Source organism: Brevibacillus laterosporus DSM 25, assembly GCF_002706795.1.
Classification (GTDB): domain Bacteria; phylum Bacillota; class Bacilli; order Brevibacillales; family Brevibacillaceae; genus Brevibacillus_B; species Brevibacillus_B laterosporus.
Genome location: NZ_CP017705.1, coordinates 2,334,316 through 2,347,500, shown reverse-complemented (window position 1 = coordinate 2,347,500; position 13,185 = coordinate 2,334,316). Strand labels below are relative to the sequence as shown.

18 protein-coding genes are annotated in these 13,185 nt (G+C 41.5%); 3 read left to right on the top strand and 15 right to left on the bottom strand.

All coding sequences use genetic code 11. The features are described from left to right. Positions 1-99: 99 nt before the first annotated feature. On the bottom strand, positions 100-330 hold the full coding sequence (locus BrL25_RS11250) for a hypothetical protein (RefSeq protein WP_018674374.1): 231 nt from the start codon (positions 328-330) through the stop codon (positions 100-102). Positions 331-550: 220 nt separating this feature from the next. Next, positions 551-1,171: a stage II sporulation protein M gene (locus tag BrL25_RS11245; RefSeq protein ID WP_018674375.1), complete on the bottom strand. Its 621-nt coding sequence runs from the start codon at positions 1,169-1,171 to the stop codon at positions 551-553. A 137-nt stretch (positions 1,172-1,308) separates the two neighbouring features. Between BrL25_RS11245 and pdaB the strand changes: the two genes are divergently transcribed. Further along, positions 1,309-2,082, top strand: coding sequence for a polysaccharide deacetylase family sporulation protein PdaB (gene pdaB / locus BrL25_RS11240; RefSeq protein ID WP_018674376.1), 774 nt, complete (start codon positions 1,309-1,311; stop codon positions 2,080-2,082). A 103-nt stretch (positions 2,083-2,185) separates the two neighbouring features. On the opposite strand, the gene BrL25_RS11235 is transcribed toward pdaB, so the two are convergent. Then, entirely contained in the window at positions 2,186-2,785 is a 600-nt protein-coding gene (locus BrL25_RS11235) for a KinB-signaling pathway activation protein (RefSeq protein WP_018674377.1), read from the bottom strand. Positions 2,786-2,914: 129 nt separating this feature from the next. On the opposite strand from BrL25_RS11235, the gene gerD reads away from it, so the two are divergent. Then, the gene (gene gerD, locus BrL25_RS11230; protein ID WP_018674378.1) at positions 2,915-3,538 is read left to right on the top strand and encodes a spore germination lipoprotein GerD; all 624 of its coding nucleotides are present in this window, start codon (positions 2,915-2,917) and stop codon (positions 3,536-3,538) included. 83 nt (positions 3,539-3,621) lie between these two features. On the opposite strand, the gene BrL25_RS11225 is transcribed toward gerD, so the two are convergent. Next, complete coding sequence (locus BrL25_RS11225) at positions 3,622-4,719, bottom strand: P-loop NTPase (protein WP_018674379.1); 1,098 nt, start codon at positions 4,717-4,719, stop codon at positions 3,622-3,624. Between the two features lie 153 nt (positions 4,720-4,872). Next, a complete protein-coding gene (gene cwlD, locus BrL25_RS11220; RefSeq protein ID WP_018674380.1) occupies positions 4,873-5,595 on the bottom strand; it encodes an N-acetylmuramoyl-L-alanine amidase CwlD in 723 nt (240 codons plus the stop codon). Between the two features lie 197 nt (positions 5,596-5,792). Here cwlD and BrL25_RS11215 point away from each other — a divergent pair, with 197 nt between their 5' ends. Further along, on the top strand, positions 5,793-6,242 hold the full coding sequence (locus BrL25_RS11215; protein WP_018674381.1) for an SRPBCC family protein: 450 nt from the start codon (positions 5,793-5,795) through the stop codon (positions 6,240-6,242). A gap of 136 nt (positions 6,243-6,378) precedes the next feature. Here the strand turns inward: BrL25_RS11215 and rpsI are convergent, their stop codons facing one another. The 10 genes from rpsI to rpsM form a co-directional block, all read right to left on the bottom strand. Beyond that, on the bottom strand, positions 6,379-6,771 hold the full coding sequence (gene rpsI / locus BrL25_RS11210) for a 30S ribosomal protein S9 (protein ID WP_003333754.1): 393 nt from the start codon (positions 6,769-6,771) through the stop codon (positions 6,379-6,381). Positions 6,772-6,791: 20 nt separating this feature from the next. Beyond that, a complete protein-coding gene (rplM, locus tag BrL25_RS11205) occupies positions 6,792-7,229 on the bottom strand; it encodes a 50S ribosomal protein L13 (protein WP_018674382.1) in 438 nt (145 codons plus the stop codon). Positions 7,230-7,422: 193 nt separating this feature from the next. After that, complete coding sequence (gene truA, locus BrL25_RS11200; protein ID WP_018674383.1) at positions 7,423-8,163, bottom strand: tRNA pseudouridine(38-40) synthase TruA; 741 nt, start codon at positions 8,161-8,163, stop codon at positions 7,423-7,425. Further along, complete coding sequence (locus BrL25_RS11195) at positions 8,160-8,963, bottom strand: energy-coupling factor transporter transmembrane component T family protein (protein ID WP_018674384.1); 804 nt, start codon at positions 8,961-8,963, stop codon at positions 8,160-8,162. Before BrL25_RS11195 ends, truA begins: the two co-directional genes overlap by 4 nt. Further along, positions 8,960-9,838, bottom strand: coding sequence for an energy-coupling factor transporter ATPase (locus BrL25_RS11190; protein WP_018674385.1), 879 nt, complete (start codon positions 9,836-9,838; stop codon positions 8,960-8,962). Before BrL25_RS11190 ends, BrL25_RS11195 begins: the two co-directional genes overlap by 4 nt. Then, positions 9,814-10,650 (bottom strand): energy-coupling factor transporter ATPase, encoded by an 837-nt coding sequence (locus BrL25_RS11185; protein ID WP_035312459.1) that lies wholly within the window; start codon positions 10,648-10,650, stop codon positions 9,814-9,816. The genes BrL25_RS11190 and BrL25_RS11185 overlap by 25 nt, the downstream gene beginning before the upstream one ends. A gap of 151 nt (positions 10,651-10,801) precedes the next feature. After that, positions 10,802-11,164, bottom strand: coding sequence for a 50S ribosomal protein L17 (gene rplQ / locus BrL25_RS11180; RefSeq protein ID WP_018674387.1), 363 nt, complete (start codon positions 11,162-11,164; stop codon positions 10,802-10,804). 126 nt (positions 11,165-11,290) lie between these two features. Further along, entirely contained in the window at positions 11,291-12,235 is a 945-nt protein-coding gene (locus tag BrL25_RS11175; RefSeq protein ID WP_099327245.1) for a DNA-directed RNA polymerase subunit alpha, read from the bottom strand. Positions 12,236-12,393: 158 nt separating this feature from the next. Next, positions 12,394-12,792 (bottom strand): 30S ribosomal protein S11, encoded by a 399-nt coding sequence (gene rpsK / locus BrL25_RS11170; RefSeq protein WP_018673881.1) that lies wholly within the window; start codon positions 12,790-12,792, stop codon positions 12,394-12,396. A 16-nt stretch (positions 12,793-12,808) separates the two neighbouring features. After that, positions 12,809-13,177 carry a 30S ribosomal protein S13 gene (gene rpsM, locus BrL25_RS11165; RefSeq protein WP_018673882.1) on the bottom strand — a complete coding sequence of 123 codons (369 nt, stop codon included), beginning with the start codon at positions 13,175-13,177 and terminating at the stop codon, positions 12,809-12,811. Between the last annotated feature and the right edge of the window lie 8 nt (positions 13,178-13,185).

Sequence of the window (13,185 nt, the reverse complement as noted above, 5' to 3'; positions counted from 1 at the left end):
TTTATGTATTTTTTTGAAATCCACTTTTATTTTATATTCTCAATACAAAATCATAGAGCAGATTCCTTTTGTTATAAGGGGTTTAGGACATTTTTAGCCTTACAGTGATTCTTCCTTTATACTTTTTTTTCTCACATATTTAGAAATCTCTCTAGGTGATGCAAAACGTGCGTACATCCTAAATAATGTTGCATATCTTTCTTCCATTGCTCTTTTAACTAAATGATCAATTCGTTTATCCCCAAAATCTAGTAGCATTTCCTCTAACTCGCGTTTCAGTAGATATTCAACTTCCTGACATTCTTTTGTAGTAAGTAATAACCCTAGCAACTGTGATCATCTCCCGGAAACAAGTCTACGTATATCATTTCCTGTAAGCTCATTCCCTATTCTTATTTTCTCAGTTACTTTTTTTAATACAACTAAAAACAAAAGGATTTATGAGTGCAGTTTTTAATACACCGTTACGAAATAATCAATTTATTTTGGGGATGAATAGAAAAAATCAATAAAAAAACCGCTACTTGAGCGGTTTTTTTATTACGATTCATCATTTGACAAGTGGATTTAAGAGCTGAGGTGTTATAACCGACTCGATAATCGCTGCTACTAGTAGCATTACCACAATTAAAATAAATGTTTTCCAAAGAATACGCAGACTATCTCCCCAGTCTCGTTTTACTCGATCCCTTTTTTGTGGTGCAAAGAGTGCCCCAATAGAACGAAATGATAATACACCAAAGCGAATCCCTAAGCCTGCTGCAAAAAGGATAGCGGTAATTTCAATAATACCGTGCGGAAGAATGCCATATGCAAACATTTCCCATGTGCTGAGCCCTTTTGCATTAGGCATAGTTAATACGAAACCAAGTACAGCACCATTCATAAATAAACCCCAAATAGGAAAAATAGCAAAAAACGTACCCATTCCCAGCATCATAATCGCTGCCATTAGATTATTCATAAAAATAACTCTTATGGTTGTGAATACATTATTTTCCAATTGAATCTCTTTTGAAACTTCCTTGACCTGCTCAAGCATTTTGTCCATAAGGGGACTTAAACTGGCCGTATTAAGTATTCCAACAATTACACCTGCAAGCAGAATAAGCAAAGCTATTCCAAAGTATTTGCTCGTTCCTCTCCAAATATCACGAAAAAAACCCCTCACTATACCCACTCCAATCTCACTTATCTATCCATATCATTTATTTTACCTTTTTATACACATAGATGCGAAAGAATAACCTTTTCCAAATTGCATAAAATGTAGGGGGACAAACTGCTAAAAGGAGGTAACTTATCAATATGAAGTATATGTTCGTAATCAGTTCTAAGAAGTTAAAACAGTTTTTTATAATTGGTATGGCCTTAATTCTTGGGGCAGGCATTGCTTATGCCGAACGTAATAGTCTGCAGGTTTTCTCCGCCTCCGTCGATAAAAACAAAGGGCCTCAAGCCATTTATAAGGTGGATACAAAGGATAAAAAGGTTGCTTTGACATTTGACATTAGCTGGGGAGAAACGCGTACACAACCAATTCTAGATATTTTAAAAGAGAAGAAGGTAGACAAAGTAACCTTTTTCCTCTCCTCCCCCTGGAGTCAGAAGCATCCTGAAATGGTAAAGAAAATTGTTGACGGCGGTTACGAAATCGGTTCACATGGGCACCGACATGATAACTATAGCCGTTATTCAGAAGAACAGATGCGGACCCAAATCGGCAAGGCTGATACCATTCTCACCGAATTAACAGGTAAAAAGCCTAATTTAATCCGCATGCCAAATGGTGATTTTGATAAGCGTGTGCTTCGCGTAGCAAATGACATGGGCTATATGGTTATTCAATGGGATACCGATTCTCTTGACTGGATGAATCCGGGCACGGATCGAATCATCCAGAACGTTGTCTCAAAAGCTCATCCCGGTGATATCATCCTGATGCACGCGAGCGATTCCTGCAAACAAACTCATCTTGCCTTGCCCGTGATTATCGACAAATTACGGTCTCAAGGATATCAGTTCGTGACCGTATCCGAATTAATTTCAGGATCAAAAATAAAAAGCGAAGAAATTAACTAATTCGTAAACAAAAACATGTCCTAAACAAAAAGCTACTCCGAATATAAATGGAGTAGCCTTTTGTTTATCAATAGATATGTAAACCTTGCCTAGATTTAAAAGATTATGACGTTTTTGATTGCTCAGTACGTGTGGTTAAGCGATGTAATTGTAAAATCTGCCAAACATTACAAAACAGCAAAGGCACTACCATTACAGCAATAGCTTTGAAATCATCTTGTTTTAAGGCAGGTAGCCACTCTATGGCTGTTACAACAAAAATGAAAAAGACTGTAGGTACCCATGCTGTTGGATTCGTAACCTTTACTTTAGCATATGCCGTTAGTAACGCTATTCCCAACAGCAAGACAGGTTCAACAAAGTATGGAAGCACTGAGCCTCCCTGTCCAAAAGCTATATACCGTAAATAAACCATGTCGAAAAAAGCAAATAATATAAAGAAAATTTGGATATTCTTTCGCAAAGCCTTGCTCTTCATCGAATTTAAAACAAGATAATTAAACATCATATACGCAAAGAAACCCATTTGAGCTACAATGCTAGTCGTTAAACCTAACAACAAATTCATCAATAATCCCATAAAAAAATTAGCAATAGAACCATGGTATAAATTTTGCTGGGTAACTAACCCCATTAACATTCCACCGATACCGCCTAATAACAGTGTTGTACCGAATAACCATCCATAATTACGCAAACTCAAGGCTGGTCCCTCCTTCATTGGCTCCTAATGATTTTACCAATGCATGCAAGAAAATTCTAGCGTAAGAAAACAAAAAACTGCACATTTTATAAATAGCTGAGGACTGTAAAAGGAGGGTGTTCCCTGCTAATGTTAAACAAGCATTTCTTTGTTGCCCTGATACCTGTGCTGGCATGTGGTCTTCTCTTATCAAGCTGTGGAACAACGTCACAAAGCCAATCCCAGCCTGATTACAAATCCACCAAGACGATGGTTCTTGATATTTTACAAACGGATGAAGCAAAAAAAGCCATGGAATCCATGATGAAAGACGAGAGCTTTCAAAAAAATCTCATCATGAATCCTGAAACGGTTCGTACCACGCTTATCCAAAGTATCGCAAAACCAAACAACCCACACATCAAGCAAGCTTTTAAAGATCCCAAATTCACCAGTACCTTAGCTAAATCCATGAAGGCTGAGAATAAAAAGCTGTTGAAAGAACTTATGAAAGACCCTGAGTATCAGCAAATGATGCTTAGTATTCTCAAGGACCCTGAATATGAAAAAAGCTTACTTGATCTGATGAAAACCTCCGCCTATCGTAAACAGACTATGCAAATCATGAAGGATAGCTTAGAAAGTCCCATGTTTCAAGCAGAAATGCTCAAAATCATGACGAAGGCCCAAGAGGATATGATGAATCCTCAGCATCTAAACGAAGAAACAAAGGGCAAGAAGCAGGGGAAGAAAAAGAAATCAGGTGGAGAATAAAAGAAAAAGGTGAGCTTACCCTCACCTTTTTCTTTTTTACTCGAAGGATATAATCAGAATACCCGATGCTTTTTGGTTTTCTATTATTTACATAATCGATCGACATCCTGCGCAAGTCGCAAATAAATTTGTCCAATAGTGGTATCGGTTTTATAAATGGATGGAGAGTATTCAGGTTCTTGCGGATGATTCTCTGGTTGGCCTAGTGGGATTTGGGCGATCATGGCACAAGCCAGTGTTTCAGCTAATTTAGAACCGCCCCCACGGCCAAATACATGTTCTTTGGAACCGTCCTTAGCTTCATACCAAGCCATATTCTCTACAACTCCCAAAATTTTATGGCCCGTTTTCATTGCCATAGCTCCCGCTCTTGCTGCTACGAATGCTGCTGTAGGATGAGGCGTGGTCACAATGATCTCTTTGCTTTGAGGGATCATTGTATGGACGTCAAGTGCTACGTCACCTGTTCCTGGAGGTAGATCCAGCAAGAGATAATCAAGGTCTTCTCCCCAATGTACTTCACTGAAGAAATTGCGGAGCATCTTGCCCAGCATAGGACCGCGCCAAATAATAGGGGAATTATCTTCAACAAAAAAGCCCATCGACATTACTTTTACACCAAACTTCTCTACTGGCAGAATGGTTTGTCCAATAACGGTAGGACGTTGCTCAATGTTCATCATATCTGGAACACTAAACCCATAAATGTCAGCATCAATAATTCCCACTTTTTTTCCTAAACGAGCAAGTGAAACGGCTAGATTAACTGTTACTGTAGATTTACCGACTCCACCTTTACCAGAGGTAATAGCAATAAATGTTGTCTTTGAATTTTCTTCAAGTATAGGGTGCAAGACATTTGTCTGTCCCTGCCCTTGGTCTTTAGACGCTGTAGCTTGCCCTCCACGCAATTGTTGGCTGAGTGCAGCCCTTTCCTCTTCTGTCATGGCTCCAAAGCGAACATCGACCTGCTCTGCGCCCAATGCACGAATTGCTTGCACCACATCATCTTGAATTTTTACCTTTAATGGACAGCCAGATATGGTAAGCACCACTTCCAGAGAAACGTGCCGTTCTTCAATCATAATATTGCGAATCATATTAAGTTCTACTAAACTACGATTTATCTCAGGATCTTTAACGTCACGTAGTGCTTCGAGAATTTTCTCTTTCGTTAGCATGTTGAATCCACCTCGATTTTCTAGTTGGGAAACAGGCTTAGGGGTACGCATATACCCGTTGCCTAGTTTAGTAAATCACATGGTGTTCCCTTGCTGTTTCCTAATTTTTGCCCTCATTATAGCATAGTTACAGACTAAACAAGCACACCCAAACTATGGTGTGCTTGTAGCTGTGCTCTTTTCTCCTGCATAATGACGCAATATTCCCTGATAGATTGCGTTTGCCATTGCCTTTTGATATTCTGCTGACTCCAATTTTCTTGCTTCTTCAAGGTTGGATAAAAAACCCACTTCCACAAGGACTGATGGGGTCTTTACTTCCCGAATTAAAAAAATATCATCTGTTTGCTTGGGACTTCTATCTGTATTTTCTAATACACGTTTAATCTCATCTTGAATAAGAAAGGCCATGGTCTTACTTTCTTGAAAACCAGGGAAGTAAAAAGTTTGAGCACCTCTCCATTTTTCCTGCGGAATACTGTTTAAATGAATACTAACTAAAAAATCTGGTGCCTTTTCATTAATAAACTTCACTCGATTGCGAATATCCTCTGATTTACGCTTTCTCAGTTTACTAGCACCCTCTGATGACAAATCCCTATCATCTTCCCGCGTCATGATTACATAAGCTCCTGACTCCTGTAAAAAGTCACGTAAATATAGACTAATAGGCAATGCCACGTCTTTTTCAATAACTTTCCCGTCCTTACTTACTGCACCACCATCTACGCCACCATGGCCCGCATCAATTGCTATTACTGTACCTGCCAATGGCAATGTCCATGTGGACCAAGAAGAATGTGCGGGTAACTTGTACGTAAATATGATGACGAGCAGAAAGCAGGCTAGTACCCACCCTACTACTTTTTTAGTCACTTCGACCGCCCCTTTGTCCCAATTCTCTTCTTCATCATATGGATCAAAATGGACATTTATGACGGGGTTGTCTATAAAAGTCAGAGGGGAGGGTATGTAGTTTTTGATTAGATCATAGCATGGCGTGATATGGAGATTATAAAGAAATCAACCTTTTACAGATACGTAACACCACCTAACGAAAGGAATGCTTACGAATGACAAATCCTATTACCATACCTGATCTTTCTAAAAGACCATTTAGCTTGAAGGTGGAACGTCTAATGGATTCACCACCAAATGCTCTATTCCAAGCGTGGACGAAGCAATTCGATCGTTGGTTTGCAGCTCCCGGCTCAGTGTTAATGAAAGGTGAAGTAAACACGGTCTTCTTTTTTGAAACACAGTTTGAAGAAGAACGCCATCCTCATTACGGACGATTTCTAAAGCTTGTGCAAGACTGTCTCATTGAATTGACTTGGGTTACTGGGGGGACAAAGGGGGCTGAAACAGTTGTCACGGTTGAGCTTGAACCACATAACAAAGGAACACGGCTTCGCCTTACCCATGCAGGGTTTCCAGATAAGGAGTCGAGGGACCAACATGAACAGGCTTGGCCACATGTGCTTGAACAGCTCAACAAGAAAATGACAACAACAAATAGCTAATAACAACTTTTGAAACAAGCTTTCCTCAAAGCATAAGATGATTATGGTCAAAATATGGTCATCACCGCTTTATCAAAAGAAAACAAGCCCCAAATCAATAAATGATTTGAGGCTTGAATCCTTATAATAACAACTATTAACGTTTAGAGAACTGAGGTGCGCGACGAGCCGCTTTAAGACCGTATTTTTTACGTTCTTTCATACGAGGGTCACGAGTCAAGAATCCAGCGCGTTTAAGAGCACCGCGAAGTTCTGGATCTGCTTTTAGCAATGCACGAGCAACACCATGACGGATTGCTCCTGCTTGACCAGTTGTACCTCCGCCACCAACGTTTACTAAAACATCATAGTGACCTAGAGTTTCAGTAAGAACTAGTGGTTGTTTTACGATCAGCTTTAAAGTTTCCAAACCAAAATAATTATCCATATCACGCTTGTTGATCAGAATGCGACCTTCGCCTGGTACCAAGCGAACGCGTGCTACGGAGTGTTTACGACGACCTGTACCGTAGTATTGAACTTGTGCCACGAGTCATTTCCTCCCTTTTATTAGCCGCGAATTTGCCATGCTTCTGGTTTTTGAGCAGCATGTGGATGCTCAGTACCTGCATAAACTTTTAGTTTTGAGATCATTTGACGTCCCAAGCTGTTTTTAGGAAGCATACCTTTAACAGCCAATTCGAACAAACGATCTGGGCGTTTGTTCAGCATTTCACCAGCAGGAGTTGCTTTCAAACCACCTGGGTGCATGGAGTGTCTATAGTACATTTTATCGGTAAGTTTCTTACCAGTAAGCTTGATTTTGTCAGCATTAAGAACGATTACGAAATCACCAGTGTCAACGTGTGGTGTAAATTCAGGCTTTAGTTTACCGCGTAGGATAGATGCTACTTCGCTCGCAAGACGACCAAGAGTTTGGCCTTCAGCGTCAACGATGTACCATTTACGCTCAACTTCTTGCGTTTTCGCCATATATGTGGTACGCATGTTTGTCCCTCCTAGATATCTTGCCGTTCAATGTTAAAGGCCAAAGTTGCAACGGTGAACAACTTTACCTTGTGTATCCTAATTCGTACTAAATCAATTTTCAATCCCGGGGCTAGAGTGGGGCTAGCGGGTATGAAAATACCATTAGTTATCATACTATATAGATCATGTGAGAGTCAAGGAAAACGAATTGCTATTCCTTGTAAAATACTTCCCACATTGTAAGACCATGGGGAGGTGCTGTCTGTCCTGCTAATTCCCGATCACACCCTGCAAGAATACTAGGGATATGATCCGGGCTTAGCTTGCCTTCTCCAACGTTAAGCAAGGTTCCCGCAATGATTCTTACCATGTTATATAAAAACCCGTTGCCGCGACAAATAATCCAAAGAAGAGTTCCTTCTTGTTCAATTTTCACGTCATAAATGGTACGCACCTTATTCTCCACATGCGTCTTTGCAGAGCAAAAAGAAGTAAAGTTATGCGTCCCTATCAAATGGGTGGCAGCTTGTCTCATCACTTCCACATCTAGCGGATAGCGAACATGCCAAGCATAGCGGTGACGAAAGATGTCTGGCACCTGAGCATTGTTAATACAATATCGGTATTCCTTCTCTCTGACGTCAAATCGAGCATGAAAGGACGGCTCTACCTCCTCTATTGATTGTATGACAATCGAGTTAGGTAGCTGATTATTAAGAATCCAACACCATTTTTCTAAAGGGATAGTTGATTTTGTATCAAAGTGAAATGTTTGACCTTTGGCATGAACACCCGCATCTGTACGACCAGACCCGTGAATCTGAATAGTCTCGCCAGTAATGCGCATAATTGCTGCCTCAATCTCCCCTTGAATGGTCATTTGTTCAGGTTGAACTTGAAACCCACTATAATCAGTTCCATCATAGGCAACAATACCTTTTAATCGTTTCATGTTCTCCACCATCCTACAACTACCACCAGAACCAACATAAATAACAATAGGATGCCGTCTCGATAACTAAAACGCAGTTGACGTAATTTTGTACGTCCAATATCCCCACGGTATCCTCTTGCCTCCATTGCTAATGCTAAATCTTCAGCTCGACGAAATGCACTAATAAACAGCGGAATCACAATGGCAACCATGGCTTTTGCCCGGCTCAACAGTGTTCCACTATCAAAATTAGCACCTCTGGCCATCTGTGCTTTCATAATCTTGTCCGTCTCTTCCAATAGCGTCGGGATAAATCGAATCGCAATGGAAAGCATGAGCGCCATTTCATGAACAGGAAGACCCCACTTTTTTAATGGGCCAAACATTCGTTCCACCCCATCAGTAAGATCAATAGGTGAAGTGGTTAAAGTCAACAATGAGCTGATTACAACCAATAAACCTAATCGCATCGAAACAAACAAGGCCTGACGCACACCTTCCTCTTCTATGCTAAACCACCCCCACTTTACATACACCTGCCCCCCTTTGGTAAGCAAGATCTGCAAAATGACGGTAAGCACTAGTAGGAACCAGACTGGTTTTAAACCACGAAAGATATAGGAAAGCGAAAGTTTAGACATAAACAAGCATAACAAGAGAATAGCTACTAAGAATCCATAGATTTCCACCTTATTCGCCATAAAAACAACCATAGCAAACACGATAATAAATAAAAATTTACTTCTCGGATCTAGGCGGTGGACAAAGGAATCACTGGGTATATACTGGCCAATAGCAAAATTTTGTAGCATGCTCATAGAACATCCTCCCTACCCCGTTTGAGTAGATCAAGCAGATAGGAGGATAGATCCTCTTCTTTGTATAAAGAGAGCGGCAATCGCTTATTGTGTGGAAGCTTTTCATTTAATCGATGAAGAAAAGAGACTGTTTCAGGTACATCTAAAGCCAATTCTTGCAAAGCAGCTTGCTCTTTAAAAATGTCTGCAGGTGTACCCTCCATAGCAATCTTCCCTTTAGCCAATACCAGAAGATAATCAGCATATCGAGCAGCTTCTTCCATACTGTGGGTAACCAGTAAAGTAGTGAGCTTTTGTTCCCGATGAATCTGAAATATTCCTTCTAAGATGGCCTTCCTTCCAGCAGGATCTAGTCCTGCGGTCGGCTCATCTAGAACAAGCACTTTCGGTTGCATTGCCAATACCCCTGCAATTGCAACTCGGCGCATCTGTCCCCCACTTAAATGGAAAGGAGAGCGATCTTTAACCTCATCGAAGGAAAGCCCCACGATTTCAAGCGATTCTTTTGCCCTTTGATAAGCCATTTGTTTGGGTAATTCATAATTTAATGGACCGTACATCACATCTTTAAGTACAGTTTCTTCAAAAAGTTGATGTTCCGGATATTGGAACACGAGCCCCACCTGACGGCGCAAATTACGCGTTTTTTTCGTTGTAGGAGTAACAACCATCTCCCCGACCCGTACAGTACCCTCTGATGGCTTAATTAAACCATTTAGATGCTGAATCAAAGTCGACTTTCCGGAACCAGTTTGACCAATAATACCTACAAACGAACCCGATGGGATAGTAAAGGAGATGTGCGAAAGTGCCTCTTTTTCAAACGGAGTCCCTTTTCCATACAAATAGGTCACATTTTCAAAAGATATTTGCATAATTCGTCAACCAACTCCTCTTGATCCAGTACAGTCTGAAGTTTTATACCTTGTTGCCCTAAAATGTGACGAAGCCTTCCTCCAAAGGGAACATCCAGACCAATAGCCTTCAGACCCTCTACGTCGGCATACACTTCAACAGGAGTACCATCTGCATAAATCTTCCCCTGATCCATCACAATAATACGATCAGACTCTAACGTCTCTTCAGGAAAATGCGTAATGTTAATGATTGTGAGTCCTTCTTCTCGGTTCAGCTTATGAACCAATTGAATAACTTCTTTTCTTCCTTGTGGGTCAAGCATAGCAGTGGCTTCATCCAAAATAATAATGGAGGGGCGCATTGCCAGAATTCCAGCAATCGCTACACGCTGCTTCTGCCCACCAGATAGCCGTTGAGGCTGGCTTTTCAGGTAGGCTGTCATCTTCACCGACTCTAAGGATTCGTCAATACGTTTACGCATCTCAGTTGCTTCAATTCCAAGATTCTCAAGCCCAAAGGCTACGTCATCCTCGACGATCGTACCAACGATTTGATTATCTGGATTCTGAAACACCATACCTACCTGCTGTCTGATGTCCCATAATCGTTCCTCATCGTCAGTAGAAAATCCAGTGACCGTCAGTACCCCTGCAGTCGGTACCAACAAAGCGTTCATAAGCTTTGCTAACGTCGATTTGCCAGAGCCATTGTGTCCAATAATTGAAACAAAAGAACCTTCCTGAATAGAAAAGTCTATACCTTTTACCACGGGGGATGCTTCTACTTGCTCCGAGTGATATTGAAAGGTAAGCCCACTAGCCTGAATCATGTTAGATTGTTCTTTCAAAGTCCTCACATCCCTCGTCACAGGCAATAATACAAGATGTTTTTGGAACTATATCTGGATAAAAGAAAAAAGGGTTGAATCAGAACCCGGCAAAACCAGACCCTGTCCTCACCCTTTCTCTAGCAACCAGTTACTATTCAACTAATTCGATATAAGCCATTGGTGCAGCATCGCCACGGCGAGGACCAATTTTAAGGATACGAGTGTATCCACCATTACGCTCAGCGAAACGTGGTGCGATATCATCGAAAAGTTTTTGAACAGCTGTTTTGCCTTCCTCAGTAGCGATTTCGTTACGAACGAAAGCAGCTACTTGACGACGTGCATGAAGATCACCGCGTTTTGCAAGAGTGACCATTTTATCAGCGATAGAACGTAGTTCTTTCGCTTTCATTTCAGTCGTTTCGATGCGCTCATTGATGATAAGATCTGTTACCAAATCGCGGAACAGAGCTTTACGAGCCGCACTACGACGTCCCAGTTTACGGTATGCCATGTTCTAACCTCCTTCTTTCTGGTGTGTTGTGACTTATATTGCATCAGCATTTCACACCAGATTTGACCCTCTCCCAAGACAAGGAGTGGATAGTAACATCTGTATAGATAACTATGCTAAAAGCTCTTAGTCATCGTTACGTAGACCTAGACCAAGTTCTTGAAGTTTTTCTTGAACTTCTTCTAAAGATTTACGTCCCAAGTTACGAACTTTCATCATATCTTCTTCAGACTTCTGAGTTAACTCTTGAACCGTGTTGATACCAGCGCGTTTCAAGCAGTTGTAAGAACGAACAGAAAGATCAAGCTCTTCGATAGTCATCTCCAAGACTTTTTCTTTCTTATCTTCTTCTTTTTCGACCATGATTTCAGCATCTTTGGCTTCGTCAGTCAAACCAACGAACAAGTTAAGATGTTCCGTCATGATTTTGGCTCCAAGGCTAACAGCTTCCTCAGGGCGGATGCTTCCATTTGTCCAAACTTCCAATGTTAATTTATCATAGTTAGTCATTTGCCCAACACGGGTATTCTCAACTTGATAGTTAACACGTTTGATTGGAGTGTAAATGGAATCAATTGGAATAACCCCAATTGGTTGATCCTCAGATTTATTGCCATCTGCTTGAACATACCCACGACCGCGTCCTGCTGTCATGCGAATATGCAGACGACCGCCATTTGCTAACGTTGCGATATGCAGATCAGGGTTTAAAATCTCCACATCACTATCAGCACGAATATCTCCTGCTTTCACAACGCCTTCGCCTTCTGCATCAATCTCAAGGATTTTTTCTTCATCAGAATGGATCTTAAGCGCAAGACCCTTGATGTTGAGGATGATTTCAGTTACGTCCTCCACGACTCCATCAATAGTCGAGAATTCGTGTAGTACACCGTCAATTTGAACAGAAGTAACCGCCGCACCTGGCAAAGAAGACAGTAGAATCCGTCTAAGTGAATTGCCAAGGGTTGTACCGTAACCACGCTCAAGGGGCTCAACGACGAATTTGCCGTACAAGTTATCGTCGTCTAACTCCACAACCTCAATTCTAGGTTTTTCTATTTCTATCATTCTTAACAAACCCTCCTTCAAAACGTCGAAATTCAAGGGTGGGCCTAGGGACCCACTCAGGAATTTCTTTCGGCGGTTTACCGTTTGCATGCATGTCAAGCCAAAAAAGCAGAATCTACCATTCTATTATGGACAAGTTCTGAGCTTTATAAACCCGACTACACGCGGCGACGTTTTGGTGGACGGCAGCCGTTGTGTGGGATTGGGGTAACATCTTTAATCATGTTAACTTCCAAACCAGCAGCTTGCAATGAACGGATAGCAGCCTCACGACCAGCACCAGGACCTTTAACTAGTACTTCCAAAGAACGCATTCCATGATCCATTGCAGTTTTTGCTGCAGTTTCAGCAGCCATTTGAGCTGCGAATGGAGTGCTCTTACGGGAACCTCTGAAGCCGAGGGCACCAGCACTGGACCAAGAGATTGCGTTGCCATGAGGGTCTGTGATCGTAACGATAGTGTTGTTGAAAGTAGAACGGATATGTGCTACGCCAACTTCAACGTTTTTACGATCGCGACGACGTGTACGAGTCGCAACTTGTTTTCTTTTAGCCATGTTAATTTACCCTCCTTTACTTCTTCTTGTTCGCTACTGTACGACGAGGACCTTTACGTGTACGAGCATTTGTTTTAGAACGTTGACCACGAACTGGTAATCCACGACGATGGCGGATACCACGGAAGCAACCAATTTCCATCAAGCGTTTGATGTTAAGAGAGATTTCACGACGAAGATCCCCCTCAACTTTGATGTTCTTGTCGATGAATTCACGAAGTTTGTTAACTTCATCTTCAGTCAAATCACGAACACGAGCATTAGCATCTACGCCAGCTTCCGCAAGAATGCGTTGGGAAGTAGAGCGACCGATACCGAAGATATAGGTAAGTGCGATTTCCACTCGTTTTTCACGAGGCAAGTCGACGCCTGCAATACGTGCCATTCTTCTAA

Excerpts from the sequence above, each read along its gene's own strand:
- pdaB (WP_018674376.1), top strand. The coding sequence starts at position 1,309 with ATGAAGTATATGTTCGTAATCAGTTCTAAGAAGTTAAAACAGTTTTTT.
- gerD (WP_018674378.1), top strand. The coding sequence starts at position 2,915 with ATGTTAAACAAGCATTTCTTTGTTGCCCTGATACCTGTGCTGGCATGT.
- BrL25_RS11225 (WP_018674379.1), bottom strand. The coding sequence starts at position 4,719 with ATGCTAACGAAAGAGAAAATTCTCGAAGCACTACGTGACGTTAAAGAT.
- BrL25_RS11215 (WP_018674381.1), top strand. The coding sequence starts at position 5,793 with ATGACAAATCCTATTACCATACCTGATCTTTCTAAAAGACCATTTAGC.
- rplM (WP_018674382.1), bottom strand. The coding sequence starts at position 7,229 with ATGCGTACCACATATATGGCGAAAACGCAAGAAGTTGAGCGTAAATGG.
- truA (WP_018674383.1), bottom strand. The coding sequence starts at position 8,163 with ATGAAACGATTAAAAGGTATTGTTGCCTATGATGGAACTGATTATAGT.
- BrL25_RS11195 (WP_018674384.1), bottom strand. The coding sequence starts at position 8,963 with ATGAGCATGCTACAAAATTTTGCTATTGGCCAGTATATACCCAGTGAT.
- BrL25_RS11190 (WP_018674385.1), bottom strand. The coding sequence starts at position 9,838 with ATGCAAATATCTTTTGAAAATGTGACCTATTTGTATGGAAAAGGGACT.
- BrL25_RS11185 (WP_035312459.1), bottom strand. The coding sequence starts at position 10,650 with ATGATTCAGGCTAGTGGGCTTACCTTTCAATATCACTCGGAGCAAGTA.
- rplQ (WP_018674387.1), bottom strand. The coding sequence starts at position 11,164 with ATGGCATACCGTAAACTGGGACGTCGTAGTGCGGCTCGTAAAGCTCTG.
- BrL25_RS11175 (WP_099327245.1), bottom strand. The coding sequence starts at position 12,235 with ATGATAGAAATAGAAAAACCTAGAATTGAGGTTGTGGAGTTAGACGAC.
- rpsK (WP_018673881.1), bottom strand. The coding sequence starts at position 12,792 with ATGGCTAAAAGAAAACAAGTTGCGACTCGTACACGTCGTCGCGATCGT.
- rpsM (WP_018673882.1), bottom strand. The coding sequence starts at position 13,177 with ATGGCACGTATTGCAGGCGTCGACTTGCCTCGTGAAAAACGAGTGGAA.